The organism is Kribbella sp. NPDC104218 (assembly GCF_055584105.1).
In genome coordinates this window covers 1,332,694-1,359,602 of sequence record NZ_JBVJMQ010000001.1, presented here as the reverse complement: position 1 = coordinate 1,359,602, position 26,909 = coordinate 1,332,694, and the positions used below count along the sequence as shown (strand labels likewise).

General features: G+C 69.3%; 22 protein-coding genes and 1 pseudogene. 8 read left to right on the top strand and 15 right to left on the bottom strand.

The window, feature by feature from the left end:
• Positions 1-12: 12 nt before the first annotated feature.
• Positions 13-990, top strand: a complete 978-nt coding sequence (locus ACZ6ZD_RS06410) for an ArsR/SmtB family transcription factor (protein ID WP_465668953.1) — start codon at positions 13-15, stop codon at positions 988-990.
• Here ACZ6ZD_RS06410 and ACZ6ZD_RS06405 read toward each other — a convergent pair.
• Positions 968-3,718: an AfsR/SARP family transcriptional regulator gene (locus ACZ6ZD_RS06405; RefSeq protein ID WP_465668951.1), complete on the bottom strand. Its 2,751-nt coding sequence runs from the start codon at positions 3,716-3,718 to the stop codon at positions 968-970. The two genes, ACZ6ZD_RS06410 and ACZ6ZD_RS06405, sit on opposite strands and share 23 nt — an antisense overlap.
• 95 nt (positions 3,719-3,813) lie before the next feature.
• Here ACZ6ZD_RS06405 and ACZ6ZD_RS06400 point away from each other — a divergent pair, with 95 nt between their 5' ends.
• The gene (locus ACZ6ZD_RS06400) at positions 3,814-4,287 is read left to right on the top strand and encodes a DUF1707 SHOCT-like domain-containing protein (RefSeq protein WP_465668949.1); all 474 of its coding nucleotides are present in this window, start codon (positions 3,814-3,816) and stop codon (positions 4,285-4,287) included.
• Here ACZ6ZD_RS06400 and ACZ6ZD_RS06395 read toward each other — a convergent pair.
• Complete coding sequence (locus ACZ6ZD_RS06395) at positions 4,284-4,973, bottom strand: SDR family oxidoreductase (RefSeq protein ID WP_465668948.1); 690 nt, start codon at positions 4,971-4,973, stop codon at positions 4,284-4,286. The genes ACZ6ZD_RS06400 and ACZ6ZD_RS06395 overlap by 4 nt on opposite strands.
• Before the next feature lie 14 nt (positions 4,974-4,987).
• On the bottom strand, positions 4,988-5,971 hold the full coding sequence (locus ACZ6ZD_RS06390; RefSeq protein WP_465668946.1) for a LacI family DNA-binding transcriptional regulator: 984 nt from the start codon (positions 5,969-5,971) through the stop codon (positions 4,988-4,990).
• A 90-nt stretch (positions 5,972-6,061) separates the two neighbouring features.
• On the opposite strand from ACZ6ZD_RS06390, the gene ACZ6ZD_RS06385 reads away from it, so the two are divergent.
• Together ACZ6ZD_RS06385 and ACZ6ZD_RS06380 are read left to right on the top strand one after the other, a co-directional pair.
• On the top strand, positions 6,062-8,491 hold the full coding sequence (locus ACZ6ZD_RS06385) for a beta-L-arabinofuranosidase domain-containing protein (RefSeq protein ID WP_465668944.1): 2,430 nt from the start codon (positions 6,062-6,064) through the stop codon (positions 8,489-8,491).
• A 28-nt stretch (positions 8,492-8,519) separates the two neighbouring features.
• Complete coding sequence (locus ACZ6ZD_RS06380; RefSeq protein WP_465668942.1) at positions 8,520-9,581, top strand: DUF1707 SHOCT-like domain-containing protein; 1,062 nt, start codon at positions 8,520-8,522, stop codon at positions 9,579-9,581.
• Positions 9,582-9,583: 2 nt separating this feature from the next.
• On the opposite strand, the gene ACZ6ZD_RS06375 is transcribed toward ACZ6ZD_RS06380, so the two are convergent.
• Both ACZ6ZD_RS06375 and ACZ6ZD_RS06370 read right to left on the bottom strand, forming a co-directional pair.
• A complete protein-coding gene (locus ACZ6ZD_RS06375) occupies positions 9,584-10,408 on the bottom strand; it encodes a hypothetical protein (RefSeq protein ID WP_465668940.1) in 825 nt (274 codons plus the stop codon).
• Positions 10,395-10,919, bottom strand: coding sequence for an RNA polymerase sigma factor (locus tag ACZ6ZD_RS06370; protein WP_465668938.1), 525 nt, complete (start codon positions 10,917-10,919; stop codon positions 10,395-10,397). Before ACZ6ZD_RS06370 ends, ACZ6ZD_RS06375 begins: the two co-directional genes overlap by 14 nt.
• 124 nt (positions 10,920-11,043) lie before the next feature.
• Between ACZ6ZD_RS06370 and ACZ6ZD_RS06365 the strand changes: the two genes are divergently transcribed.
• Complete coding sequence (locus ACZ6ZD_RS06365; RefSeq protein ID WP_465668936.1) at positions 11,044-11,589, top strand: GNAT family N-acetyltransferase; 546 nt, start codon at positions 11,044-11,046, stop codon at positions 11,587-11,589.
• A complete protein-coding gene (locus tag ACZ6ZD_RS06360; protein ID WP_465668934.1) occupies positions 11,586-12,236 on the top strand; it encodes a cupin domain-containing protein in 651 nt (216 codons plus the stop codon). Before ACZ6ZD_RS06365 ends, ACZ6ZD_RS06360 begins: the two co-directional genes overlap by 4 nt.
• On the opposite strand, the gene ACZ6ZD_RS06355 is transcribed toward ACZ6ZD_RS06360, so the two are convergent.
• The 6 genes and pseudogenes from ACZ6ZD_RS06355 to ACZ6ZD_RS06330 form a co-directional block, all read right to left on the bottom strand.
• Positions 12,215-14,194 (bottom strand): HPr family phosphocarrier protein, encoded by a 1,980-nt coding sequence (locus tag ACZ6ZD_RS06355; RefSeq protein ID WP_465672634.1) that lies wholly within the window; start codon positions 14,192-14,194, stop codon positions 12,215-12,217. The two genes, ACZ6ZD_RS06360 and ACZ6ZD_RS06355, sit on opposite strands and share 22 nt — an antisense overlap.
• Positions 14,171-14,572 (bottom strand): annotated as a pseudogene (dhaM, locus tag ACZ6ZD_RS06350) (dihydroxyacetone kinase phosphoryl donor subunit DhaM); the annotation flags it as partial. The pseudogene dhaM and the gene ACZ6ZD_RS06355, both read right to left, overlap by 24 nt.
• Positions 14,569-15,195: a dihydroxyacetone kinase subunit DhaL gene (gene dhaL, locus ACZ6ZD_RS06345; RefSeq protein WP_465668932.1), complete on the bottom strand. Its 627-nt coding sequence runs from the start codon at positions 15,193-15,195 to the stop codon at positions 14,569-14,571. The pseudogene dhaM and the gene dhaL, both read right to left, overlap by 4 nt.
• Complete coding sequence (dhaK, locus tag ACZ6ZD_RS06340) at positions 15,183-16,187, bottom strand: dihydroxyacetone kinase subunit DhaK (protein WP_465668930.1); 1,005 nt, start codon at positions 16,185-16,187, stop codon at positions 15,183-15,185. Before dhaK ends, dhaL begins: the two co-directional genes overlap by 13 nt.
• Positions 16,184-17,377 carry an MFS transporter gene (locus tag ACZ6ZD_RS06335; protein ID WP_465672632.1) on the bottom strand — a complete coding sequence of 398 codons (1,194 nt, stop codon included), beginning with the start codon at positions 17,375-17,377 and terminating at the stop codon, positions 16,184-16,186. Before ACZ6ZD_RS06335 ends, dhaK begins: the two co-directional genes overlap by 4 nt.
• 38 nt (positions 17,378-17,415) lie before the next feature.
• Positions 17,416-17,976, bottom strand: a complete 561-nt coding sequence (locus tag ACZ6ZD_RS06330; protein WP_465668928.1) for an RNA polymerase sigma factor — start codon at positions 17,974-17,976, stop codon at positions 17,416-17,418.
• Between the two features lie 93 nt (positions 17,977-18,069).
• Here ACZ6ZD_RS06330 and ACZ6ZD_RS06325 point away from each other — a divergent pair, with 93 nt between their 5' ends.
• Entirely contained in the window at positions 18,070-19,923 is a 1,854-nt protein-coding gene (locus tag ACZ6ZD_RS06325) for a protein kinase domain-containing protein (RefSeq protein WP_465668926.1), read from the top strand.
• A gap of 246 nt (positions 19,924-20,169) precedes the next feature.
• Here the strand turns inward: ACZ6ZD_RS06325 and ACZ6ZD_RS06320 are convergent, their stop codons facing one another.
• The 4 genes from ACZ6ZD_RS06320 to ACZ6ZD_RS06305 all read right to left on the bottom strand — a co-directional run bounded on the left by ACZ6ZD_RS06320 (position 20,170) and on the right by ACZ6ZD_RS06305 (position 23,915).
• A complete protein-coding gene (locus tag ACZ6ZD_RS06320) occupies positions 20,170-20,919 on the bottom strand; it encodes a hypothetical protein (RefSeq protein ID WP_465668924.1) in 750 nt (249 codons plus the stop codon).
• Between the two features lie 88 nt (positions 20,920-21,007).
• The gene (locus tag ACZ6ZD_RS06315) at positions 21,008-21,700 is read right to left on the bottom strand and encodes a hypothetical protein (protein WP_465668922.1); all 693 of its coding nucleotides are present in this window, start codon (positions 21,698-21,700) and stop codon (positions 21,008-21,010) included.
• 68 nt (positions 21,701-21,768) lie between these two features.
• Entirely contained in the window at positions 21,769-22,464 is a 696-nt protein-coding gene (locus ACZ6ZD_RS06310) for a hypothetical protein (protein ID WP_465668920.1), read from the bottom strand.
• A 23-nt stretch (positions 22,465-22,487) separates the two neighbouring features.
• Positions 22,488-23,915, bottom strand: coding sequence for a family 43 glycosylhydrolase (locus ACZ6ZD_RS06305; protein WP_465668918.1), 1,428 nt, complete (start codon positions 23,913-23,915; stop codon positions 22,488-22,490).
• A 95-nt stretch (positions 23,916-24,010) separates the two neighbouring features.
• Here ACZ6ZD_RS06305 and ACZ6ZD_RS06300 point away from each other — a divergent pair, with 95 nt between their 5' ends.
• A complete protein-coding gene (locus ACZ6ZD_RS06300; RefSeq protein ID WP_465668916.1) occupies positions 24,011-26,722 on the top strand; it encodes a hypothetical protein in 2,712 nt (903 codons plus the stop codon).
• Positions 26,723-26,909 lie beyond the last annotated feature (187 nt).

Here is a 26,909-nt window from a genome sequence, read left to right as displayed (position 1 = left end):
GGGGGTTTCCGGATGTGGCGGATTCAGCTGAGTGGGGACGACGTGGGGCGGGTCCGCCTGGCACGGGGGGCGGACCCGCTGTGGGAGATTCTGCACAGCGCGCATGTACTCGGCGGGTCGTTCGGGGAGGTGCTGTTCGGAGCCTGGCGACGTCGTTGCCGGCAGCAATCGATTCGGCGGCTGGATGCGTTGCTGACGGTGGCGCCGAGTCAGGGGTACTCGCCGGATTTCCTCACTCCGGCTGGGGGATCGACCGAGTTGGGCGCAGGGGTCGAAGCAGTCCTGCGAACACCTCGGCAACAGCTTGCGGACGACGTGCGGAGATTGGCCGCTGATCGCAAGTTGCCGTCGTGGGTCGGTGCGCTTGCGGCCGGGCGGCCGGAGACGCTGCGAGAGTTGGGGCTTTCGATGTACGGGTACTACCGGCTCGCGCTCTCGCCGTACTGGCCGCAGGTGCACGCTCAGATCAACGAAGAACTGCTCCGGTGCAGTCAGGAGCTCGCACGAGGCGGTGTGGAGCAGCTGCTGTCGGAAGTCTCGCCACTCCTCCAGCGTGCTGGGTCGGATGTGTTGATCACTAGTAAGTCCGGGCAGCGTGACATCAGTCCCGGTGGGTGTGGGGTGATCCTGCAGCCGTCCTTCTTCGCGTACGGCGATGTCAGTGTGCTGCAAGTCCCCGGCCAACCCGTCGTACTGGCGTATCCGGTGCCGCACCGCCTTGACTGGTCGTCGTCTGCGTTGCCGAACGGGCATCAGCTGGCCGCGCTGATCGGACGGACCAGGTCACACGCACTGGAGTTGCTGGCGACCAGTGCCCGGACGACGACCGACCTGGCCGGCCAGCTCGGTCTGTCACCGGCGTCGGCGAGCCAGCAGACCCGCATCTTGCGGGAGGCCGGGCTGATCCTCAGCGATCAACACGGCAAGGCTGTCGTCCACCGAGCATCACTCCTGGGTCAGACGCTGCTCAATGGCTCGGCAGCGCGTTGATCCGATGCTGGATGTCCAGCAGGTCGCTGCGATGCAGCTCCGCGCTGTCATCGACCCCGAGCTCGTCGAGGATGCCGAGTGCCTCGTCGACGGCGTCCTGAGCTTCCCGCAGCCGACCGGCGTGCAGGAGCGTCTCGGCGAGATTGCGCAGGATCATGCCCTCTGCCCAGCGGTTGCCGAACTCCTGGGCGATCCCGAGCGCTTCGGCGAAACAGCTGGTCGCGGCGTCCGGGTCGTTGTTGCCAAGGTGGGCGGTGCCGAGCGTGTCGAGCGCCATGCACAGGTTCATCTGTTGTCCTGCGGCGCGGTGTCCGCCGACTGCCTGCCGGGCCACGCGGACGGCGTCCGCCGGACGGCCGACATCGTCGTAGACGCGGGCGAGGTTGTTCTGCGCGTGACTCACGTAGAACGGGATGTCCAGCTCCTGCGCCAGTTGGAGCTGTTGCTCGAGCAGAACCGCCGCCCGGTCGTTGTCACCGGTCAGCGTGCACAGCAGACCGAGGTCGCCGATCGCGCGGCATTCGCCACTGCGGTAGCCGACCTCGCGGTACAGCTCCAACGCCGCCTCGACGATGACGGCCGCCTCGGCATACTTTCCCCGTTGCAGGTTGGACAGACCCAGCTGGTTGGTCGCGGACGCCTCGGCCAGACGGTCACCGGCCGCCTGTGCGGCCGCAATCGCGAGCTTGCACAGGACAATCGCCTCGGCGTGCCCGTGGATGTGATCCAGGTACCGGTACATCAGCCGAACGAGCCTGTTGGTCGTCATGTATCGCCCGTCCCGGAGACCGGCGTGGACCAGGGCGAACAGCGCGACACTCTCGTCGGCGAACCATTGCCGGGCCTGATGATGGTCCGCGAACTCCATCGGCTGTACGCCGGGCACCGCTGGTTCCAGCTCGATGGACGTCGCCGGACCGTTCAGGATGCTGCGTGCGTTGGCCGCCGTGTGCAGGTACCAGCTGTCGAGCTGCGCGATCGCAGTTGCCCGCTCCTCGGCGTACGACGATGCTCCCGCGACCTCGGTGGCGTAGTCCCGGAGCAGATCGTGGATCGCATACCGGTTGGTCGCGGCAGTCTGGAGCAGGTTCGTCTCCACCAGCCGGTCCAACCAACCGGCCGCGGCCGGTGTGGTGCAGCCGGCGAGGGCTGCGACCGCAGGGGTGCTGAACTGGTTGCTGGGCAGCAGCGCGATCAGCCGGAACATTCGGGCGGACTCGGGCGCCAGAGCGAGGTAGGACCAGGAGAAGACCGACCGGAGGTTGCTGGAGGTGTCCTCACCGGATTCGAGGACCTGAAGGCGGTCCCGCTCTGCGCGGAGCTCCCGAATCAGGTCTTCGAGTGTGCTGCCGGGACATCGGCTCGCGCGTTCGGCAGCCACCGCCAGGGCAAGTGGCAGGTGGCCGCAGAGGTCAGCCAGGGCGGCGAACGCCTCGTCCGGCCCGGTGTTCAACTGGCGTCCTAGGAACGCGACTGACTCTTGGGGGGTGAGAGTCCCGACTGCGATGCGCTGTGCGCCTTCGCGAGCGGCCAGACCGCGGAGCTGGCTTCGACTGGTGATCAGTACGGCCGTTTGGCCTGCGCCGGGGAGCAATGGGCGGACCTGCTCCGCGTCCCGCGCGTTGTCCAGGATGATCAGCACCTGACGGTCGGCCAGGGTGCTGCGGAGCAGGGCGCTTCGGGCGTCGACGCCGTCCGGGATCTGCTCCCCGGAGACGCCAAGTGCGCGGAGCATGCCGTCCATGGCTTCGGATGGGTCAGTCGGACGGCCTGGGCCGTATCCACGCAGGTCGACGAAGAGCTGGCCGTCGCTGAACCGATGTGCGGCCTGGTGCGCCCAATGCACGGCCAGCGTGGTCTTCCCCGTCCCGCCTCCGCCGTGCAGTGCGAAGACGGGTGGTGTTTCGGTGCTGTTGAGCAGGGCGTCGAGTGCTGTCATGGCTGCGGCTCGGCCGGTGAATCGGGGGAGGTCCGCTGGGAGTTGGTGCGGTACCGGGCGTTTCTGAGGCTCGGAGCGGACAGCGCAGGCCAGCAGATCGGCATGGATCTGCTGCAGCTCGAGAGACGGGTCCGTGCCTAGCTCCTCGGCCAGCTGACGTCGTACGGTCTCGTACGCCTCTAGGGCTTCGGCCGGGCGGCCGGAGCGGTCCAGCGCTAGTAGTAGGCGGGCCCAGAGCGGTTCGCGAACCGGGTGGTGGGTAGTCAGCTCGCGCAGCTCTGCTACCAGTTCGGCGTGGCGGCCCGCGGCGAGCTCGAGGTCCGCACGGCGTTCCACTGCGGTCAGATAGCGCTCGGTGAATCGTGGTGCCTGGTAGCGGCTCAGCCACTCTGTTTGATCGCCGAACGGTACGCCGCGCCACAGCTGCAGCGCTTCATCCAGGTGCTCGTAGTCGCCCTCGTCCAGCAGTGTCAGGAACCGGCAGGCGTCGACGCAGCCAGGGGCCAGGTCGAGCATGTAGCCGCCGGCGGTCTTGGCGATCGTGGTGGGGCCGAGCGTTGCCCGCAATCGGCGGACGTAGGTGTAGAGGCTGCCTCTCGCGTCGGTCGGCGGATCATCGCCCCAGACGCGGGTGATCAGGGCCTCGGTCGAGACCGGCTCACCGGCGGACAACGCCAGTACGGCCAGGAGCGCTCTGGCACGGCCGCCGCGCACCGGCACCGGGATGCCATCGGCCAGGACTTCGAGCGGGCCGAGCAGGCGGATCTGCAACGCACGCGCTGAACTCACACGAGCCCCCGTCTCACCAGCCGCAGTGGTCCGCTCAGACGGTACCCGAGCTTGGGTGTCTGGCACACTCGTAGGGAGAGTGTGAGGGGAGGTGGATGGTGGAGCGGCGTCCGGTCAAGCCGGCGGATCTGATGGGGATGGCTGCGGCAGCGGGGCAGGAGGCGCGCGTCGTGGCCGCTCGGCGGCGGGTGGCCAACATTCGGTTGACGGACGAAGAGCGCCGAATCGGCATCGACGAACTCGCCGAACAGTTCGCCCTGGGCCGGCTGGACGAGGACGAACTCCACCGCCGCGTAGACCTGGTCCAAGAGGCGATCACCCACGCCCACCTCCAGCAGGCCTTCGCCGGCCTCCCCACACCCTCCCTCTACCAGCCCACCCGCCGCCCGACCGGCCGTTGGCGCTGGGCCGCCTTCGTGGGCGCCGTCTGGGTCGCCGCGCCGTTCTTCCTGCTGGGCTTGGTCTTCCTGGTCTTCGGCCGTGAAGTGGCTGCGGCCGTCTTCGGCGTGCCGGCGCTGCTCTGGACGGCCGTCGCCTTCCGCTGGGCCCGGCGGGGCACGACGAACTAGAGGACTCGGGTACCGCCGTCCAGGTGTAGGTCGATGGCGTTGGCGGCGCCGTTGCGGAGCAGGAAGTCGGTGGCGTCGACGATTTCGGCGGTTGTGGTGGGGCGGCCGGTGGGGGTGCGGGCGGTGATGTGGGTGAGGTCGCGGTCGCGCCAGGCGGGGCTGTCGCCGACGACGCCGGGGTGGAGGGCGTTGACGCGGACGGGGGCGAGTTCGACGGCGAGAGTGCGCATGACGCCGGAGACGGCGCTGTTGGTGGCGGTGATCATGGTGGAGCCGGGGTAGGGGCGGACGGCGCCCAGACCGCCGAAGAGGACGATGCTCGCGCCGGGGCGGAAGCGGTGCCGCAGGACGCGGGCGACTTCGGTGTAGCCGACCAGCTTGACCGTCGAGGCCCGGATGGCGTCCTCGATGCTGAAGTCCTGCACGGTGTTGCTGTACTGCTCGATCGCCGTGACGACGAGTGAGTCGAGCTCGCCGACGTCGGTCAGCGCCTTCTCGATCGTCTCCGGCGCGGTGAGGTCGATGGCCAGCCCGCGCGCGCCCAGCTCGGCCGCCACGGACTCCGCACGCTCGGCCGAGCGGCTGGTGATGATCACCTCGTCGCCGCGCTCGACCAGATGCCGGGCGATCTCCCGACCGAGGCCGCCACTACCGCCGACAATCAACGCACGTCCTGGAAGGCTCATACTCCGACCAACAATCAGCTACCCAGCGTCGATTCCCGTGGGACGAGGACTGCCGGCAGTTCGAGGACGCCGTGCTGCGGGCGGCCCGCGATCGCGTCGAGCAGCAGCTGCGCGGCTCGGCGTCCGAGCTCCTCGAGCCGCAGGTCGACTGAGGTGAGCGGCGGCCGGCTGGCCAGCGCCATCACCGGCCAGTCGTCGTAGCCGGTCACTGCGATCTCGGACGGCACAGCGCGCCCCAGCTCACGCAGCCGGTCGCAGACGCCGCGTGCGATCTGGTCACTGCCACAGGTGATCGCATCGACCGACGGGTGCGTACGCAGGACGACGTCCGTCGCCTGGCGACCCCACTGCTCGCTCCACTCGCCGAACAGTGGCGCACCTACCAGCGTGGTCGTGGCCGCCACCGCCTGCGCCCGCTCGACCGCTGACCGATGGTCGGCTGGCCCGGTGATGTGCGCGATGCGGCTCCGCCCGAGGCCGAGCAGGTGCGTAACTGCCGCAGCGGCGCCGGCTGCGTCGTCCACGATCACTGACGCGTCCTGCGGGTCCGCAGACGCCGCCATCGCGTAGACGACCGGCAGCGGTACGTCGATCGGCGGCCGCGGCTCTGTCCGCCGGCCGGTCACGACGATGCCGTCGACCCCGCGGGCCACCAGCGACCGCAGGTAGCTCTGCTCGCGCAGCGGGTCGTCGCGGGTGTCGCAGAGGACCGTCGCCAGCTGGCCCGCGCTCAGGACGTCCTCGACGCCGCGCATGATCGGGATGCTGAATCGCCCTGAGCTGTCGGTGGTCAGCAACGCGACCGTGTACGTCCGGCCGGACGACAACGCCCGCCCGCGCGCATCCGGTGTGAAGCCCAGCTGCGCGGCCGCCCGCTGCACCCGGGCGCGCGTGTCCTGGCTGAGCTGCCCGGTGTTGTTCAGCGCCTTGGACGCCGTCCCGGCGGAGACTCCGGCCAACGCGGCGACATCCGTGATCCGTACCGCCGGCCGCTTCATGGTGCTACCTTAACAGCACGGAAAACGTGTGCCGTTTTTCCGTGCCGGTGTGTTCGTCCGCCCCCGAATCACCCGAAAGCAGGTCCTGTCATGACCCCATCGAAGGGACTTCCGCGCCGTGAATTCCTTGGCGTCACCCTGGCCGCGGCGGCTGCCGTGAGCGCCCTCGAGCCGACCACCGCCGAAGCTGCCACCGCCTTCGCACCGCCTGCCGGCCGCGGTGGTCACTACGTACCGCAGCGTTCCCCGCTGCGTCCGGTGCCGTTCCAGAAGCTGCCGCCCGGCGCGATCGAGCCGCGCGGCTGGCTGGCCCAGCAGCTGGACCTGCAGGTCCGCGGGCTGTGCGGCCGGTACGACGAGATCTCCGACTTCCTGGTCTACGACACCAACGGCTGGGTCGACCCGGCCAAGGGCGCCTGGGAGGAGCTGCCGTACTGGCTGCGCGGATTCGGCGACCTCGGCTACGTCACCGGGGACTCCGGCGTACTGACGCGTGCGCACCGCTGGATCGACGGCATCCTGCGTACCCAAGCCGCAGATGGATGGTTCGGCCCAGAGCGGCTACGGGCGTCGTTGGAGAGCGGACCGGACTTCTGGCCGGGCATGCCGTTGCTAGGTGCGTTCCGCTCCTGGCATGAGTACTCCGGCGACGACCGCGTCATCCCGTTCATGACGAAGTACCTGCGGTTCCAGAACACGCAGCCGGCTGAGGTGTTCAACCGGTCGTGGGGTGCGTTCCGTTGGGGTGACAACATCGACAGTGCGTACTGGCTGTACAACCGCACTGGTGACCAGTGGTTGCTCGACCTGGTCAACAAGATGCACTCCGGCTCGGCGGACTACGTCAACGGCATCCCCACCTGGCACAACGTCAACCTGGCACAGGGTTTCCGGGAGCCCTTGCAGTACTGGCTGTTGTCGGGCGACGAGCAGCACCGGGCGGCGACGTACCGGAACTACGCCACCGTGATGGGCCAGTACGGCCAGTTCCCGGGTGGTGGGTTCGCCGGGGACGAGAACTCACGGCCCGGCTTCGGTGACCCTCGGCAGGGCTTCGAGACCTGCGGGATCGTCGAGCTGATGCACAGCTTCGAGATGCTGACCCGCTTCACCGGTGAGCCGGTGTGGGCGGACCGGTGTGAGGAGCTCGCGTTCAACTCGCTGCCGGCTTCGTACGACCCGCAGCAGCAGGTCATGCACTACATCACCTGTGCGAACAGCGTGGACCTGGACGACCGGGTCAAGCACGGCCAGTTCCAGAACGGTTTCGCCATGCAGGCCTACAAGTACGGCGTACATCAGTACCGCTGCTGCCCGCACAACTACGGCATGGGCTGGCCGTACTACGTCCAGGAGCTGTGGCTGGCCACGACCGACAACGGGCTGGCCGCCTCCATGTACGCCGCCAGCAAGGTGACGGCCAAGGTAGCCGGCGGTCAGACCGTCAGCATCGTCCAGGACACGGAGTATCCGTTCGGCGACACCATCAACCTCACTGTGCAGGGCGCTGGTCGGTTCCCCTTGTATTTAAGGGTTCCTGGCTGGGCAGACAGCTTCAGCGTCGCTGTGAACGGAGAGCGGCAGCGGGTCCGTTCCGAGGCCGGATGGATCAAGCTGGACCGGCAGTGGCGGACGAACGACCGGGTGCGGCTCGTGCTCCCGATGGAAGTCCGCACCAGGGTCTGGGACGCCAACCAGGACTCGGTATCCGTCGACCGGGGTCCGCTGACCTACTCGCTGGCCATTGACGAGCGCTACGAGCAGATCGGCGGTACGGCGGAGTGGCCTGAGCTCGCAGTCCATCCGGAGTCCCCCTGGAACTACGGTCTGGTCCGCGACGCGCAGTTCAAGCCGGTACGCCGACGCACGGACGCCGGAGCGGATCCGTTCACGGCCGCGGGCGTTCCGGTCGCCCTGACCACGCAAGCTCGGCGCATCCCCGAGTGGGAGACCGACAGCGAGGACGTGGTCGGCCTCTTGCAGCAGAGCCCGGCCCGCTCGGTTCAGCCGGTCGAAACGGTCACTCTGATCCCCATGGGTTCCGCCCGGCTGCGAGTGAGCTCCTTCCCGCAGGTCGCGGCGCAAGGCCAGCAGTGGTTCCGGCGTACGCGCGTCACGGCGTCCCACGTCTGGGACGGCGACTCACTCGAGGCAGCGGACGACGGACGGCTGCCATCGTCGTCCGCCGACACCTCGATCCCGCGCTTCACCTGGTGGGACCGGCGCGGCACGACCGAGTGGATCCAGTACGACCTGCGCGAAGTCCGCGAGCTCAAGCAGGTATCGGCGTACTGGTTCGACGACACCGGCTTCGGGCAGTGCCGGGTACCAGCCTCCTGGCGAGTGCTCTGGCTGGACGGTACGACGTGGCGGCCGGTCAGCGCGGCTTCGGCGTACGACGTGGCTCGTGACCGGTTCAACACCACGCCCTTCGCGCCGGTCCGAGCACAGCACGTCCGGGTGGAGGCTGTACTCCGCCCGACGTACTCCGGCGGTTTGCTGCAATTGACATTCGACTAGCTCTCCGTAGCCGGGCGATAATTCTCCGGTGGGGGATTCGGCTCTGGAGTTGGCAGTACTCGCGCATCTCGAAGACTCGGCGCTGATCAGCGCCGAGTTGGCTCGGCGGACGGGTGCGTCCGAGCGCTCCGTACAGGAGGTGCTCGACGCATTCGTCGCCCGAGCCCTGGTGCACGCGCTGCCGCGGCCGCCCGAGCCGACGAGCTACAGCCTCACCGTCCGCGGGATCAAGCAGCTGCGCGACCGCAGTGGCACCTCGGAGGAGCAGCGGACGCGCGAGTGGCGCAAGGCTCCGCTCGACGAACCGGTCCAGCGGCTCAAGGACGTTCCGCGCCGGCAGCCTGTGGTGGGTTTCGTCGAGCCGCCGCAGACCGGCGAGCTGGAGCACCAGATGCTCGAGGCGATGGAACACAGTGACCTGAGCCGGGCCGAGGTGGCTCGACGGGTGGGGGCTGGTGAGCGGAAGGTCCAGGAGCTGCTCGACAAGCTGATCTCGGAGACCTTCGTCGCCAGCTACCTGCAGGACGGCCTGCCAACCGAGTACGGGCTCACCGAGGCCGGTATCGGCCGGTTGAAGCTGGTCCGGCGATTTCAGGCGGCTCCCTGGAGCACGCTGGGTCAAGTGACTGCAGAGGCTCTCACCCAGCGGCGGCGACCGGTCATCCGCCGGGAGAAGCACCTGCAGCAGCTGCGCCTCAGCGACCCGGAGCGGTCAGCATGCTCGGCGGCGCTCGCCGAGCAGTTCAGCATCGGCCGCCTCGACACCAACGAGCTCCAGCGTCGCAGCGTCCGACTGCAGGCCGCCACCACACGGGCCGAGCTCGCAGTCGTCTTCGACGGACTACCGATGCCCCCGCTCGACCAGCTGGCCGCGCCCACCGCGCCCACGCCCCCGGGCCGCGTCCCCTGGCGCTGGGTCGGCTTCGGCATCGCCGTCGCCTGCTCCGTGCCCTTCCTCCTCATGGGCTACGGCCTACTCACCAACCCCCGCGACCTCGACAACGTCCTCTTCGGCCTCTTCTGCGGCGGCGGCGCCCTCGTCTGGAACTACTTCGCCTGGTCCTGGGCCCGCCGCGGTTCCCGCATCTGAGCTCAGGACGGCCGAGGGCCGACGTACACACTGACCTCACCTGGGCGCAAGGTCTGGGTGCCGTGGACGTACCAGTCCCCGGGCACGCTCTGGCGGGTGTCGAACCTCGAGGGCGCTCCCTCGACGAGATAGCTGATCCGTTGCACCGAACGCGTCTTGATGAGTGGGACGGCGTTGCCGACCGTCAGACCTTCCAGCTTCAGACCTTCCAGCAGTTCGCCTTTGTCGGTGGCGTTCGACGAGGAGTGGTAGTAGTCCTCACCGGGCTTCGCGGCGCGGCCGAACTCGACGGTCGACGTACCGGTGTAGTTCCTCGGCACCTCCAGCCCCTCCTGGCAGCCGGGGTCAGCAGCTGTCAGCGTCCCAGTGCAGGCTTCGCCCGCTGCCACTAGGCGGAGCTGAGACGTGTCCTGCTCGTTCCGGCCGCTGAAGCTGGACAGCTGCCCCACGAATGGCGGGCTGACGGGGACGACCTTGACCTTGATGTCCAGGCCCATCCGCTTGAAGTCCGCGTTGTAGCGGTCGGCGTCAGCCTCGAAGTCGACCACGCGGACGATGATCTTGTCGCCGCGCTCGGTGAACGACAGTGCCTGCGGCTGGTCCTGCCCAGGCCGGCTGACAATGGCGGCACCGACCAGGCCGACAACCAGCAGTGCGGCGGCCGCTGCGATCAGCAGGTGTGGCCTTCGCCGGCTCGGTGCCGTGCCGGCAGCGGCGTCGGTACTCGTCACAGTGTCGGCCAGCTCGGCCCAAGCGGCGTTGCTGATCGTGCCGGTGTGCTGGGGGGCGAGACCGCGAACTGCGGCGTCGACCTCAGGCGTCTTCATAGGAAACCTCGCTAGTGGAAATGGCCGCGTGCAGCTTGGTGAAGCGCTTCCGGGCCCGGTGGAGTCTGATGCGGACGGCGTTGCGGGAGATGTCGAGGACAGTCGCGATCTGCGCGGAGTCAAGCTCCTCCCACGCGACCAGCGACAGCAGCTCCCGGTCCGGCTCGGGAAGCGCGCGGAACGCCCGCGCAGCCGCCGAGCTGTCCGGCAGCGACGTGTCGACCTCGGCGTGCTGGCTGAACTCCAGCCGCAGCTTCTCGCTCAGCGCGTGCCGCCGGCCCTCGCCGCGGCGGTGATTGGCCAACGCCCGCCGCGCTACGCCGTACAGCCAGGCCCTGGTCTGTGGCCCGTCCGGGACGTCGTCCAGCCGCCGCCAGGCGACCAGGAACGTGTCAGCCAGCACATCAGCCGCGTCGTCCCCGCTGTTCATTCGGCGCCGCAGATAGCCGAACACGGCCTCCCGATGCGCTCCGAACAGCTCCTCGAACCGCTCCCGAGGCCGTGCACCCACCACGAGCCCCTCCTGCCATGGCCCGTTCCGAGCCTCAATCGATGTCACCGTCATGCCAAGGAGATGTCCGGCAGCCGGTCCCTCCATTTCACCCGTGCTGAGGGTCGTGAAATAGCCTGGGGGTGTGGAGCCTGTGTTGCGGTTGGCGGTGGCTGCGGACAGTGGTGCGGTGGCGGCGTTGGGGCGGGCGTCGGTGCTGGAGCTGTTTCCGGCGTTTCACGATGCTGTGGAGACTGCGAGCGCGGCTGAGCACATTACGAGGCTGGACCCGGCGCTGATCGCGGACGGCACGTATTACGTGCATGAGGTCGGTGGGGAGATTGTGGCGTGCGGTGGGTGGAGCCGGCGGAACAAGCTGTTCAACGCGAGTACGGCGGGGGCTGACGAGCGGCTGCTGGATCCGGCGACGGAGCCGGCGCGGATCCGGGCGATGTTCGTCCGGAGTGACTGGACGCGGCGCGGGCTGGCTCGGGCGATTCTGACGGCCTGTACGGACGCGGCGCGGGCCGAGGGGTTCACTCGGCTGGCGCTGATGGCCACACTGCCCGGAGTGCCGCTCTACCGGGCTTTTGGGTTTGTCGAGGTGGGGACTGCCGAGTTGCCGATGCCGGACGGCGTGAAGCTGGCCGGTGTCGCTATGGAACGAGCGATCGAGGAGAAAACCGCATGACCGCAGGCACCGCCGTCACCGCGCCCGATGGCACCGAGGTCGTTCTCGGTGAGATCGGCACCCGAGTGCTGCTGAAGAACTCCCGCGTCCGCGTGTGGGAGGTGCAGCTGGCGCCGGGCGAGGCGCAGGGCTGGCACCTGCACCACAACCCGTACGTCGTCCTGTGCCTGTCCACCTCGCCGTGTCACATGGACTGGCTCGACGGGAGCCCAGCGCGCGAACTGAGCGAGACAGTGGGCGGCTCGGTCTACCGGCCGGTGTCGCCGGTGCACATGCTTACCAACGACGGCGGCGCGCTGTACCTGAACCGGCTGATCGAGCTCCTTGACCTGGGCGAGGAGGCCTCCGGCGAGCCGTACGGCGTCACAGCCACCGCCGAGGCCGGGTTCGATCAGGTGGGTGAGGTCCCGACGAAGGTGGTTGTCGACGAGGACGACGTCCGGGTGCAGCATGTGACGCCGGACGCGGGGGAGTCCTACACCTGGCGCACCGGCGGCTACCCGGCGCTGGTGGTCGACCTCGACCTGGCGAACCCGGATGTGACTTACCTCGAGCCTGGCGAGAGCTACACGCTCCCCGCCAAGCCCGAGCGCACATCCGGCTTCAACCTGGTCGAGCTGCGTTACTACAGCAAGCCGCGTACCTGATCCCCGTCACGCGCAGCCAGCACTGCGGCGGTGTCGATCAGTCTCAGATCGGCCTCCCGCAGTCTGGCCTTCACCAGCGGTACCTGCGGCGCGATAGCACTCAGCGAGTGCACACCCAGCGCAGCCAGGATGACGGCGGCCTGCGGGTTGCTGGCCAGGTCGCCACACACTCCCACCGGGACGCCGGCATTGCGGACGACGTGATCGACCAGCTGCAGCACAGCCGGGTCCAGCCCGTCCGCCAGCGCAGCCACCGCCGGATTTGTCCGGTCGGTCGCGGTGACGTACTGCGTCAGGTCGTTGGTCCCGATACTCACGAAGTCCAGGCCAGTGGTCAGCGTGGCCACCCGCAAGGCTGCTGCGGGCACCTCGATCATGATGCCGACCTTCAGACCCTCCGGGCGCGGCCCGAGCTCGTCCAGCGCCCAGGCGACCTCGTCGGCGGTGGTGACCATCGGGAACATCACCTGCACGGGGATCTCGGCCGCGATCTGCCGGACTGCCTCGAGCTGGTCGCGGAGCAGCTCCGGCTGGCGCCGGAACGCTCGTAGCCCGCGCTCGCCGAGGAACGGGTTCGCCTCTTGCTCCTGCGGCAGGAACGGCAACGGCTTGTCGCCGCCGACGTCCCAGGTCCGGATGGTGATCGGCTTGCCCGGCAGCGCCGCGGCCACGGCCCGGAAGGCCTCGACCTGCTCGGCGACGGACGGCGCCGTACGCCGATCCCCGAACAGCAGCTCGGTCCGCACCAGCCCGGACCCCTCCGCGCCCCGCACCGCGAGCGCGTCGTGCACCGTTCCGACGTTCACCAGGACGGCGACCTGGCGGCCGTCGACCGTCACGGCCGGCAACTCCGCCTCCGTGGCTGCCTGCTCCTGCTCGGCCACCCGCTCCGCGATCGTCGCCCGGACCTGCGCCACGTCGGGCTCGATCTCGAACGAGCCCTTGCGGGCATCGAACGCAACCATCGCACCGGCCGGCACCTCGACGTCGCCGATCCCGGTGATCAGCGGAATCCCGCGCGACCGGCCCACGATCACTCCGTGCCCAGTCGCCCCAGCCGCCCGGACTGCGACGCCGGCGAAACGCTGACCGTTCAGCATGGCGGCCGTCGCCGCATCCAGCTCCGGTACGACGAGGATGGCGGGCTGATCGGTCTCGACCTCGATCGGGCTGTCCTCCGTGGTGCCCGTCAGATGCCGCAGGACGCGATCACGAACGGCCCGGACATCCTGTGCGCGCTCCCGCTGGTACGCGTCGTGCAGCTCCTCGAACCGCTGCGCGAGCCGGTCGTAGACCAGCTGCCAGACATTCACCGCCGACGCGCCGCGGTCCAGGACCTCGCGAATCTCCTTCAACTGCTGGCGATCGGTCAGCAGCGCCAGCTGTGCCTCGAAGATCCCGGCGAGGTCGGGACTCGCGTCGCGCAACCTCCGCAGCTCCTCGGCGACCGCCTCGACCGCTGCATCCAGGCGCGCGGACTCGTTGTCACCGGCAACATATCCGCTGACGTCGACGAGGCCGCTGGCCAGCACGGCCGGGCCGAACGCGACGTCCAGCCCGGACCCGCCGTTGTCGCCTTCTGTCGGCGCGCTCAGGCGGGCCGGGAAGCGGGCGGGCTCGTCGTCGCCGAAGTTCTCCGTGGCGAGCTCCTGGATGGCGGCCAGGGCCGCCTCTGCCTCCGGACCTTCGGCGGTGAACCGCAGCAAGTGCCCGCGAATCGCATTCAGCGTCGCGACCATGCTGAGACTGCCGGCGTCGACTGGCCCGTGCCCGGTGTCCACGTCCGTGACTGTGACCCGGGCGTCGAACCCGTTCACCAGCCCGACCAGGCGCGCCGCCGGACGCGCATGCAAGCCATGTTGGTTGCTCACGACAACCTCAACGGACTGCCCGCCCTCGACGGCGGCAGGCTCCGATGGCGCGGGGCCGGCACCGAGGTGCTCCTGCTTACCGAGCAGCCCGCGCTCCGCCTCAGCAGCCACTTCGTCCAGCGCTGCGCCGGTCGAAGCCGTCACCGCCGCAGCGACGAGCCCCTCGACCAGCGGCGCGCTGGTCAACCGCACCCGCGATGCCAACTCGGGATCGATGAACTCCAGCGCCAGCTCGGCGCTCAGCACCGCGCTGCCCAGATCCAGGAGGACCAGGACGCCGTCCGCCGAGTCCGCGGCCGCGATCGCCTCGGAGACCGCCACCGCGTCCGTGCCGAAGGTCGTCTCGTCCAGCCCGGCCGCGACCACGATCACCGGCCGATTGCCGTCCGCAACCATTTCGGATGCCATCCCGACCGCCGCGGTCGCCAGCGCGCGGCTGTGCGAAACCACCACGATGCCGATCATGCGAGCGTCCGCGCGGCCGACTCGAGCAGCAGGGTGGTGCTCGTCGCGCCCGGATCCTGATGGCCGACGCTGCGCGCGCCGAGGTAGCTCGCGCGGCCCTTCCGGGCCTCCAGCGGCACGGTCGCGTCCCGCCCCTTGGCGGCGGCCTCGGCGGCAGCGGTCAGGGCCGCCCCGAGATCACCGCCGCTCGCGACCGAAGCGTCATACGCGTCGAGGGCCGGCGCCCAGGAGTCGTACATGGTTTTGTCCCCCAGTTCGGCTTTGCCGCGCGCGAGGATCCCCTCGACGCCGGCCCGCAGTCCCACGCCGATCGACAAAGGTGTCAGCTCGGCGCCCGCGAGCGCCGTACCGAAGCGGAGGAAGAACGTCCCGTACAACGGCCCGCTCGCCCCACCGACTTTGCTCACCAGTGTCATCCCGGCCTTCTTCAGCAATTCGTCGACGGACCCGAACGAGGTCTCGTCGAGCACCGCCACGACGGCGCCGAATCCACGATCCAGGTTCGCGCCGTGATCGGCATCCCCGATCGCCGAGTCGAGCTCTGTGAGGTACGCCGCATTCTCGTGCAGCACCTGCGCGGAATCCCGCAGCCAGGCGGCGAATTTATCGATCACGCGCCCCACCGCAGCCCTGGAGTGTTCACCGGCGCGTCCCACAACCGGACCAACTCGTCGTCGGCTTTCAGCAGCGTCACCGAACAGCCGGCCATCTCCAGCGAGGTGATGTAGTTGCCGACCAGCGAGCGGGCCACGGTGATCCCGGCCCGATCGAGCAGCTGCGCCACCTCGTTGTACATCAGGTAGAGCTCCAGCAACGGCGTCCCGCCCAGGCCGTTGACGAAGGCAATCACCGAATCGCCTTGCTGGTAAGGAAGATCCGACAGCACCGGGTCGACCAGCAGTGCGGCGACCTCGCGCGCGGGGGCCAGTGGCAACCGTTGTCTGCCGGGCTCGCCGTGGATGCCGATCCCGACCTCCATCTCGTTCTCGGCCAGGTCGAACGTCGGCTTCCCCGCGGCCGGGACCGTGCACGACGTGAGCGCCATCCCCATACTGCGGCCGTTGTCGTTCACCCGCTGCGCGAGGTCCGCGACCTCGGCCAGCGAGCGCCCTTCCTCGGCGGCCGCGCCGACGATCTTCTCCAGCAGCACGGTCACCCCGACACCGCGCCGCCCGGCCGTGTACAGGCTGTCCTGGACGGCGACGTCGTCGTTCGTCACCACCGACCGGACCTCCGTCCCGGCGTCCGCGGCGGCCAGCTCGGCGGCCATCTCGAAGTTCATCACGTCGCCGGTGTAGTTCTTCACGATGTGCAGGACGCCGGCGCCCGCGTCCACCGCCTTGGTCGCGGCCATCATCTGGTCCGGCACCGGGGAGGTGAACACCTCACCCGCGCAGGCGGCGTCCAGCATCCCGAGCCCGACGAACCCGCCGTGCAGCGGTTCGTGCCCGGATCCGCCGCCGGAGATCAGCCCGACCTTCCCCGGTCGCGGCTCGGCCTTGCGGTAGACGATCCGGTTCTCGTGGTCCACCCGCAGCCGGTCCGGGTGCGCGGCCGCCATCCCGAGCAGCGCTTCACTCACAACATCGGCAGGGTCGTTGATGAGCTTCTTCATACCCCCATCTGAGCATCGCTCACGGTCGAGAGCAACGGGATCTTTCGGATCGACCGGCTGAACGTGAGCAGTACCGCACCGGCGACGAACAAGGCCCCGAAGACCAGCAGCGCCGCGCGCGCACCCGCCGCGCCGAGCAGGACCCCGCCGAGCAGCGGCGCCAGCGGGTTGACGCCGTTCGCCAGGAACATCACCGCGCTCTTGGCGCGACCCTGCAGCTCGTCCGGGGTAGTCAGCATCTGGTAACCGAACAGACCGGAGTTCACCGCCGGCAGCAGGAAGAACCCGAACGCCGGCAGCGCGATCAGCAGCACCGGATCCGTGCTGAACGCCGTGGCGCCCAGTGCGATCGCGACCACCCAGCCGCCGGCGAGCGCGATCCGGCCGACCGGCAACACCGCGAGCAGTTTCGGCGCCGCGATCGCGCCCAGCAGGCCGCCGACGCCCATCGATGTCGTCAGCAGCCCGATCACGGACGCCGGTACGCCGCGCTGCTGCATGCTCACGATCAGGACGAACAGGATCCCGGTGCCGGCGAAGTTGAGCACGGTCGAGACGATCCCGATCGTCCGCAGCGCAGGTTGCCGGAAGAGCCAGCTCAGGCCGGAGCGGATCGCGGCGAGCATCGGCTCCGGGCGGCTGGGCCGCACGGCCGGGAGCGGGTGCCGGATCGAGGCCAGCAGGAACGTCATCACCAGGTAGGAGACGGCGTCGACCGCGATCGGGAGCGTCCGGCCGATCGAGTACAGCAGGCCACCGAGTGGAGCGCCGATCAGCCCGGCCGCGTGTTCACGGCCGTTGTTCGCCGCGAGCGCCGTCCCGAGGTGGGCTGGCTCGACGATCTGCCGCAGCGCACCGGTCTCGGCGGGCATGAAGACGGAGTAGCCCGCGCCGTTCAGCAGGGCGACCGCGATCAGGTGCGGCAGCGTCAGGACGTCGAGCCACCCGGCGACCGCGACCGAGCCGAACAGCAGCGTCCCGGCGGCGCTGTAGCCGAGCATCAGCGCGCGGCGGTTCACCCGGTCGGCCAAGGCGCCGCCGGGCAGCGCCATCAGGGTTCCGCCGAGTGCGGACGCCGTACCGACGAGCCCGGCCTGGACGGTCGAGCCGGTGATGGACAGCGCGAGCAGGGTGAAGACGAAGCCGCTCATCGCCGAGCCGACCGAGCTGATCGTCTGGCCGCTGAGCAGCTTCAGGTAGTCGCTGTTCCGCAGCAGGCCGCGGGCGGTCAGTCTTTCGGGCGCAGCAGCGGCCGGACGACCTCGCGGGCGTCGTGGATCCGGGACTTGACCGTGCCGAGCGGGGCACCGACCTCGGCCGCGATCTCCTCGTAGGACAGCCCGTAGACGTCGCGCAGGACCAGCGGGGTGACCATCTGCGGCCGGTCGCGCTCGAGCGTCTCCAGGGCCTCCAGGAGGTCCAGGCGGGTGCCGGCGATGACGGACGTCGTCCGCGGGTCCGGCTTCTCCATCGTCTCGGGGTTGTGCGCGGCCTGCGCGGTGCGCTTCAGCTTGCGGTACGTCGAGCGCGCCGAGTTGGCCGCGACCGAGTGCACCCAGGTCGAGAAGCTGCTCCGGCCCGAGTAGGTGTGGATCTTGGTCGCGATGTTGAGCAGCGCCTCCTGAGCGGCGTCCTCGGCGTCCGCGGAGTACGGCAGCACGCTGCGGCAGATCCGCAGGACGCGCGGGTGCACCTGGCGAAGCAGGTCGTCCATCGCGTTCCGGTCGCCGTCCTTGGCCCGCTCGGCCAGGACTCCGAGGTCGTCGGTCGGGCTGGTGCTCTCGCTCATCTGCGCCTTTGCTGTCGATCGGCCCCGGGCAGGGACTCCCTGTACTACATAATGCCTTGTATGGGGGTCCCAACCAGACTTGGCCGATACGTCGTGCGCCGACGCCTGGGCTCAGGCGGTTTCGCTACGGTATGGCTCGCTCACGATGAGCAACTGGACGCCGAGGTCGCGATCAAGGTGCTCGCCGACAACTGGGGGCACGACGACTCGGTCCGGCGCCGGTTCCTCGAGGAGGGCCGGTTCCTGCGCCGGGTCGAGTCCGAGCACGTCGTCCAGGTGCACGACGTCGGTGAGCTGGAGGACGGCCGCCCCTTCCTGGTCCTGACCTACGCCGACCGCGGCACGCTGGCCGACCGGCTGAAGACGGAGCCGCTGCCGCTGCCCGTCGCGGTGGACGTCGTCGTCCAGGTCGGCCGGGGTCTCCAGGCGCTGCACCGGCGCGGGCTGCTGCACCGTGACGTGAAGCCGGCCAACGTGCTGTTCCGCAGCACCGACGACGACGGCGAGCGCGCGGTCCTGTCCGACCTCGGCCTCGGCAAGTCGCTGGACGAGGTGTCCCGGATCACGCTCCCCGGCGGCACCCCGTCGTACGTCGCCCCCGAGCAGGCGCTCGGCGAGCGGCTGGACCAGCGCGCCGACCAGTACTCCCTCGGCGCCGTCGCGTACGCCGCCCTGACCGGCCGCTCGCCGCATCAGGTCGACGGCCTCGGCGCCGCCGGCCGCGTCGCCGCCGCCCAGCCGCCGAGCTCACTGGGCTTCGCCGTCCCGGACAAGATCGACGCCGCGATCGTCCGCGCGCTCGACCCCAACCGGGAGAACCGCTGGCCCGACGTCCAGTCCTTCACCCGCGAACTCGTCGGCGCCCTGGACGAGACCACCCACGGCTTCGCCACCCCGATCACCCTCACCACCCCACCCGAAGAAGGCCAACCCACCGCCCTCTCCGACGCCAACCAACCCACCCTCCCCAAACCCACCACCCAACCCCCCGCCACCCCCCAAACAACCAGCGCGTCCGCTGACGCGACCACCGAGGGAGTCGGCGCGATCAGCGCGGCCGCCGGGGCGCCCGTTGGGCTGACCGAGTCCGCCTCCGGCGGGTCCAGCGCGCCCGCCGACGCGACGGCCGAGGGAACCACCGAGTCGGCTACTGGATCGACTGTCGGGGACGCCGCTGGCACGACTGCCTGGGGAGCCTCCGGGACCACCGAGGCATCCGCCGGACCGACCAGTGGCTCGACCACCGAGGAAACCGCTGGGGCGACTACCGAACCAGTCGACGGTTCGGCTGCTGGGCCGGGTTCTGCGGTTGGGTTTGTCGCGGGGATGGGGGCTGTTGACTCCACAACGCCCGCGGCTGCGGAGTCGGGGTCGGCCGCGGCGCCGACCAAGAAGAAGCGGCGTTGGGGGCGGCGGGTGCTGGTGGGCTTGGCTGCGCTGGTGCTGGGGGCGGGCGCCGGGTTCGGAGGGCAGCGTGCGCAGGACTACGTGCAGGACCGGCAGTTGGTGATGTCGAACGCCGGGTATCTGACGCTGAAGGTGCCGCGCGGCTGGCTGCAGTCGCGGGCCGAGTCGCAATGGGAGCCGCCGGGCGGCGGGGGCAAGGCGCTGCCGGCGATCCGGTACAGCGAGAGCGAGGACTGGAGCAGCGGGGTCGGCTCGGGGATCTTCCTCGGCTACACCGGCGCCCGGTACGACCGGGTCCAGTTCGGTACGTCGCCCAACTTCCAGTGCGGCCGGATCGAGCCGCCGAGTACCGGCACCGATGCCGACGGTCACAACGTCCGTGACCAGATCTCGACAGAGTGTGGCGGCGGAAAGGGTATGCTCCTCCAACGAGTATTGGCGACGGGGACCAACAACTCGATGCTCATCCAGATCCTGATGTCGAGCGACGACCGCGACCGCGCGGTCGAGATCGCGAATTCGGTGAAGACCGGCGGCTGACCTCGGGCGGATGGGCTTCCTGCCCAGTTGTACGAGTAAGTCCGAGGAATCCCGTGCGCATCCCCACGGAACGGCTCCGGCCGTCCCCTGCCCTGATCCAGTCCACCCGCCGCCGGTTCTACCGCCTGCGCTACCAGATCTTCCGCGCCATCTGGCCCGCTGATTGCTGAGTCGTCAGCTAATTGATGCCCGGCGCAACCAAATCCGGCGCAACGATATCCGGCACAACCGACTCCGGCGCGACGCTCAGGACGGCGAGAGCGCGCCGTCGCGCCGGCTGACGGTGTCCGTCGCCTTGTCGAGCACCTCCGCGAGGGCCGCCTTGTCCTGGGGCAGCCCGGTGGAGCTCATCTCGACGGCGACGTTCCCGCTCTCGTCGGCGATCCAGCGCACCATCACGTAGCGCAGGTTGGCGATCGGCGCCTGCGCCGCCGGTGGCACATAGGTGTAGACGAGTGTCGCGGAGTTCTGCGTGACGGTCTTCGAGACGATCGTCAGCTGCCGGTTCCCGGCCAGCTGCGCCTCGCGCTGCGCCATCGAGTCGGCCGGCGGCCGCTCGATGGTGAACCCGGCCTCGAGCCGGATCCAGCGCTTACCGGTCGGGTCGGTGAACCGCCCGGTGACCGGCGGGTCCGGCTGCGAGAACGTCCAGTCGGCCGGCACCTTCACGATCAGCTTGGATTTCAGCACCTTCTGCACGCTGAAGATCCGGGTCTTGTAGTTCAGCTCGCCGACCGGCAGCGCCGCCGTGTCGTCCGGCACGATCTTGCGCAGCGGACCGCTGGGCGTAGTGGACGGCGTCGGCGTCGGGGTGGTCGAGCCCGCGGGCGGTTTCGGCGCACCCGGCCGGCTGATCGGCAGCGCCGTCCCGGACGGCGACGCCTGGGCCGACCGCTCCCAGGAGCTCAGCCAGCCGATCCCGTACCCGCTCGCGCCGCCGAGGGCGACGATCGCCATCAGCCCGGATGCCAGTAAAGCCGTCCCCCGACGTGCCATACCTGCCCCACCTCCCCAGTCATAAACAAGGACTAGCTGGGCCGGCGTCCGGTTGCGTCAACCGGGTAACAGTTTCGTGAAGACGGCGCTAGAGGTCGGAATCTTCCCGGAAGGCCGACTCCTCGGCCTGTTTCAGGATGGCCTCCAGGGCGACCCGGTCCTGCGGCAGGCCGGTGACGGCGAGCTCGAACATGCAGTCCCCGTTGCCGTTCGCCACCCAGCGGACGATGACGTGCCGGACGACGTTCTCCGGCACGAAGGTGTAGACGAGCGTCGCCGACTTGGTCTGCGGATCGACGTCCGAGGCCTTGATCGTCAGCATCTGGTCGGCCGGGACCGAGTTCAGGTCCGACATCTTGGTGTTCATCCGCTGCTCCGGCGAGCGGTCCAGCGCGAAGCCGGCCCCGATCCGGATGTACCGCCGGCCGGTCGGATCGGTGAACCGCCCGACCTTCGGCTCCGGCAACGTGTACGACCAGTTCGACGGAACCCGCACCCGGACGGCGGATTTCACCGCGTCGGTGACAACGAACTCCCGCGTCTTGTAGCTCAGGCCGTCCGCGTCCAGCGCCCTGGTCGTGTCGGGCACCACCTTCTTCGGCGGTGTCGAGGACGACGAGCGCGCGCCCTTGGGCGGCACAGCCGGGAGAGCGGCGTCGGAGATACTGGTCGCCTCGTTGTCGAGGAGCTCGCCGAGGACGTAGCCGCCCCCGCCGCCGACACCGGTCAGCACGACCAGCCCCGACCCGAGCAGCGCGCGCCTGGTCCAGGTCTTCGCCACGTCCCTCCTCACCTCGATCGCGAAGTGCACAGCCTATCGGGGCGACGGTGTGGATCCGGTGCAGAATCTCAACCGGTCGGCCGGACGGACCGAGTCGCGTTCGAGGCGATTTCCTTGAGGGCCGCGGCGTCCTGCGGGAGACCGGAGATACTCATCTCGACGGTGGCGAGGTCATCGTCGCCGGTCGCCACCCAGCGCACGATGACCATCCGGAGCGTCTGGTTCGGAATGTAGGTGTAGGTAAGCGTCGAAACGGTCCGCTCGCCGTCGTCGGTCCGCAGCCGGTCGGTGGTCTTGCCGACGATGCGGATGTCGTTCTCCGGCGGCTGGCTCTGCTTCAGGCCGATCTCGAGCGCTGCCAGCATCTGGGCGGTGGTCTGGGTCGCCGGCTCGACCGCCTCGACCCGGATCCCGCGCTCCCGACCGGGCTCCAGGAATTTCACCTCACCCGGCGACTTCGGGTCGCGAGTGAGCTTCCAGCCGTCCGGCGTCTCCAGCGCGAGCCGGACCTGCTGACCGCCCGGCGTCACGGTGAAGCTGTGCCGTGAATACTCCAGCCCCGCCTGCAGAGCGGGGATGTCGCTCGGCACCGGCGTCTTGACCGGCAGCGGCTTCTTGACCGGTACGACGGTGATCGGCTCGAGCGGAGCGGCGTCTCCGGACGACGTCGTCCGCTGCGGCCAGCTGTCGCCGGCGAGGTAGCCGCCGGCGCCGCCTACTGCGACCACGAGCAGCAGCCCGACGCCCAGTAGCAATCGCTTCACCCAGCCATACTCTCAGGTCTTGCTCAGTAGACCTCGATCCGGTCCAGGCTGATGACCGTGTTGGTGGACGACGGATTCTTCTCGCCGGTGACCCGGATGCGGAGGGTGTGCGGGCCGGGGGCCAAGGTGGGGCTCAGATAGGTGAGCTGTTCGCCGACGCGGATCGAGCTGTAGTAGTCGACGCGTCGTTCGGGCCCGCCGTCGATGGAGATCGCGGCGATCCCGTTCCCGCGGTCCTTGACGCTGAGCAGCGCGACCTTGGTGCCGGTGAACCGGATCGTCGCGGTGGCGTTGACGGCGTTGCTCCAGTGGTCGTTGCTCCAGAAGCACTGGTTACCGCATCCGGATCCGGAGCTCCAGTTCCCGGCGTACTCGACCTGGTTCATCCCGGTGCCGGCGTCGAAGTCGTTGATCCAGTAGTTCGACGAGCCGGGGTCTCCCGACGGCAGGGACTGGGTGGCGCCGGCGGCCAGCGGGCTGCCGAGGTTCGGCGTCCCGTCGGCGTTCCAGGTCAGCTTCTGCGCGCGTGAGGTGCGGAAGTCGTAGGTGTAGGTGCTGGTGTTCTTGCCGTGGTAGGCGATCCAGTCCTCGGTGCCGTCCGGCGACTTGAAGAACGAGTGGTGGCCGGGGCCCCAGACACCAGTGCTGTCGTTACGGGAGAAGATCGGGCCCGGGTGCTGCTGCCAGTTCGCCGCGACCATCGGATCGGCGTTGTTGGCCAGGCTCTTCATCCACAGCTGGTAGTCCGGCTTGCCGGTGTCACAGGTGGAGTAGGTCAGGAAGATCCGGTTCTTCCCGTAGATCGGCGTCGGCCCTTCGCGGACCTCGTGACACCCGCCGTCGGCCGGGATCGCGACCCGCCCGCCGGTCGCCGTCCACGGGTTGCTCATCCGGACGATGTAGAGCTGCTGCGGACCGCCCATCCCGCGGCCGGGACCGGTCCAGACGAAGTACTGCTGGCCGTTGACCGTGATCGGCTCGCCGTCGATCGCGTACTCGCCGAAGTCGGCGATCTTGGCCTTGAACGAGTACGGGCCGAGCGGGTCGTCGCCCGCGGACTCCAGCACGTACATCCGGTGGTTGGCGTCGACGCCGTCCGAGGCCGTGTAGTAGATGTACCAGCGGTTCCCGACATGCCGGAACGCCGGCGCCCACATCTGGGTGTTGCGGCTGGTATTGCTGTCCCGCCAGACGACCTGCTCGGGCTGCGCCATCAAGGTGGCCAGGCTCGGCGAGGACCAGATCCCGATCCGGTCGCCGCGGGTCGTCGCGACGTAGTACTTGCCGTTGTGGAACATCAGCGACGGGTCGGCCGACGGGTTCACCGGGTTGCGGAACGTCTGCGACATCGCGGTCACCTCCGACGGCTCGGCAGCGGGCGCGGGGCCGGCCAGCGTGCCGGTCAGGACCGCGGCGACCAGAACGCTGAGGATGGGGCGGGCGAACCTCATGGCAAGACCTCTTCCGAGCCGCTGTGCCAACGTTGTAGATACCCTTGTACCGGGCCCAGTACGACGTTGTAAACAGCTCACACCAGGATCGAAACGTGATCACCGCGGGTGGGTGTGGCCGGATCGAGACCACCGAGAGCTGGTACGACCTGATCACGCGGCGTCATCATGGGGCGATGTTGGGGGAATCGGAAGGCACCAAGGGCGACGCCACCATCGAGCAGATCGGGCGGCGCCGGACCTTCACGAGAACACTGCAGCTCGCGATCGTGCTGGTCGTCGTCCAGTCGCCGATGCGGGCCGCGGTGGCCAGTGCCGCGACGGTGTGCGAGGTCCCGGGCCGGCTGTCGCTGCTCGTCGACGGCCTGTTCATCATGGCCTACGTCTACGCGGCCTACCGCGCGTACAAGTACGTGAAGTTCCTGAACCGCCAGTCCTGGCACAAGATCGCGGCCGTCGGCTCCTGGCTGGTCTGCGCCGCCGCCGTCCTGGACGTGATCGAGAACGTCCGGCTCTGGCCTGAGTTCGCCGGTTCCTGCGCCGACCTCTCGACCGGTGCGTTCAGCTGGGTGATGCGGGGTGTCGGCGTCCTCGGCGCGGTCGTGCTCGCGGTCTGCTACTTCGCCACCAGCCGCTTCGGCCAGCGCAAGCTGTACGGCGTCCGCCTGGACCCGCCGGCCACCTTCACCCAGGACGGCGACGCGGGCGTCGACGCGGGCCGGCTCATCATCACCTGCTCGGGTGGCGGGATCCGATCCGCGTCGTTCTGCCTCGGTGCGTTGCAACACCTGCGGGAGCAGGGGCTGTACGACAAGGCGTCGACGGTGATCGGCGTCAGCGGCGGCGGTTACATGGCGGCCGCGTTCCACGTCCTGCGGCGCGCTTGCCCCGACCCGTTCGCCCAGGGCTCACCCGAGCTTGCCCGGCTGCGCCGCCAGACGCGGTACCTGCTCCAAGGCGGCCCAGCGATCTTCCGGGCCGGGCTGTCGGTCCTGTTCGGCTTGGTCGTGAACCTGCTGCTGATCGGCATCATGTTGCGCGCGATCGCCTGGGTGCTCGGCTGGTACCTCGCCGATCAGGAGGTGGTCGTGCGCGGGTTCGCCGATGTCCAGGTAAGCCTGCTGCCGGGTGGTTCCTGGACGTTCCTCCTGACGGCGACCGCCTTGCTCGGGATCAGCGCGGCGACCTTCGTGGTCGAGAAGGTCTGGGACCGCTGGGCGCGGATGCCGGACGTCGTCCGCCGGATCCTCAACTCCCTCGGCAGCGTGTCGCTCTTGTACGGCGTCCCGGTCGCCGTCCTGCTGCTCGGCGTCCCGGGCGGCCTCTATCTGCTGGGCAAACTGCCGGGCGACACCGGTCTGCCGTCGGAGCTGCTGGCGCTGGTCGACCCGACCAAACAAGGGGTGGCGTCGTTCAGCGCGCTGGTCGTCGTCCTGATCGGCCTCGGTCGCGCGGTCTGGAACGGGTTGTCCGCCGAGGGCAAGGAGTCGAACAAGCTGCGGGACCGGCTGCTCGCGTTCGCGCAGACCAAACTCGCGCCCTGGGCCGGGACGGCGATCATCGTGCTCGCGTCCGTCATCGTGTTGCTGCGCTGGACCGGCGGGTACGCGATCGGCGAGAACCTGCGCCCGGACGACTGGAGCGTCGCGCTGGTCCTGGCCGCGATCGCCGCCGCGATCAAACTCTTCACCGACGCGAACCGGACGTCGCTGCACTCGTTCTACCGCGAGCGGTTGTCGCGCGCGTTCCTGGTCACCCGCAAGCCGAACGGCGCCGCGGCCTCGCTCGACTACTACAAACGCCTGCGCTACTCCGAGTGGGCCAAGCCGGACAGCGGTGGTCCGCAGCTCGTGATCGCCGGCGTCGCGAATGTCGAGGACGCCGACTTCGTCCCGACCCAGCGCGACTGCGTGCCGTTCGTGTTCGATGCCGAGCGCATCGGCATCGTCGGCGACCGCTCCCTGCCGGACGGCGGGCGCCGGCGGACCGACGACTACGAGCGCGAGGCGGACATGCTGCTGCGCGAGGTCACCGTGCCGGCGGCGATGGCGATCAGCGGCGCCGCGGTCAGCCCGCTGACCGGCCGCGTCAACGGGCGGACCAGGCCGATCCGGCTGCTGCTCGCCGTCCTGAACGCGCGGCTCGGCGTCTGGTTGCCCAACCCGTACTGGAACAACCGCTCCGAGCCGACCTTCCCCGAGGTGCACGGCGCCGTCGCCAAGATCCGCCGGTACGTCGGCAGCGTGATCGACAAACCTGGTCCGTATCGGCTGCTGCGGGAGGCGATCGGGTCGCCGTCCATGTACGACCGGCGGATCTACGTGACCGACGGCGGCCACTACGACAACCTCGGGCTGGTCGAGGCCTTGCGCCGTAAGCCCGCGCAGGTCATCGTGATCGACGCCTCGAACGATGCCGAGGACCGGTTCAACGCGCTGGCCGAGGCGATCGCCACCGCCCGGATGGACCACGGGATCGAGGTCGACATCGACCCGAGCTCGATGCGCCGCGGCTCCAAACCGCGCGCCGACCGGGCCTGGACCTACGGGATCGCGACGCATCCGCAGGCCGCGGGCGAGCCGAAACCGTACAAGACCGAGATCTTCCTGGTGAAGGCCGTGCTGGCCGGGCAGCTGGGCTGGGATCTCGAGCAGTACGCGATGGGCCATTCCGACTTCCCGCGGCGGACCACCAGCGACCAGTTCTACGACGAGTGGGACTTCGAGGCCTACCGCGAGCTCGGCTACACCCTCGCCGAATCGCTCACCTCGCACCACCGGGTCCGGGACCGCCTCGCCGATCTCTGAACCGATCCATCATCAACGCAGCGTGATCGGGCGACTCGTTTCCGTAGGCAACGAACTGCCTTGTTTTCAACGCTTTTCAACGCGTCCGCACCTGCATGTGCAGTCCGCCTGCTGAGCCGCTCCTTGCCGTCCCCGGCGTCTGGTGGTGGAATCGCTCGGTGCCGAAAAACTTTACGAAGGTTTGATC

Bases quoted from the DNA above. Each gene is read 5' to 3' on its own strand.
- ACZ6ZD_RS06385 (WP_465668944.1), top strand. From the start codon at position 6,062: ATGACCCCATCGAAGGGACTTCCGCGCCGTGAATTCCTTGGCGTCACC.
- dhaK (WP_465668930.1), bottom strand. From the start codon at position 16,187: ATGAAGAAGCTCATCAACGACCCTGCCGATGTTGTGAGTGAAGCGCTG.
- ACZ6ZD_RS06375 (WP_465668940.1), bottom strand. From the start codon at position 10,408: ATGAAGACGCCTGAGGTCGACGCCGCAGTTCGCGGTCTCGCCCCCCAG.
- ACZ6ZD_RS06400 (WP_465668949.1), top strand. From the start codon at position 3,814: ATGGTGGAGCGGCGTCCGGTCAAGCCGGCGGATCTGATGGGGATGGCT.
- ACZ6ZD_RS06305 (WP_465668918.1), bottom strand. From the start codon at position 23,915: ATGAGGTTCGCCCGCCCCATCCTCAGCGTTCTGGTCGCCGCGGTCCTG.
- ACZ6ZD_RS06320 (WP_465668924.1), bottom strand. From the start codon at position 20,919: ATGGCACGTCGGGGGACGGCTTTACTGGCATCCGGGCTGATGGCGATC.
- ACZ6ZD_RS06390 (WP_465668946.1), bottom strand. From the start codon at position 5,971: ATGAAGCGGCCGGCGGTACGGATCACGGATGTCGCCGCGTTGGCCGGA.
- ACZ6ZD_RS06360 (WP_465668934.1), top strand. From the start codon at position 11,586: ATGACCGCAGGCACCGCCGTCACCGCGCCCGATGGCACCGAGGTCGTT.
- ACZ6ZD_RS06330 (WP_465668928.1), bottom strand. From the start codon at position 17,976: ATGAGCGAGAGCACCAGCCCGACCGACGACCTCGGAGTCCTGGCCGAG.
- ACZ6ZD_RS06395 (WP_465668948.1), bottom strand. From the start codon at position 4,973: ATGAGCCTTCCAGGACGTGCGTTGATTGTCGGCGGTAGTGGCGGCCTC.
- ACZ6ZD_RS06410 (WP_465668953.1), top strand. From the start codon at position 13: ATGTGGCGGATTCAGCTGAGTGGGGACGACGTGGGGCGGGTCCGCCTG.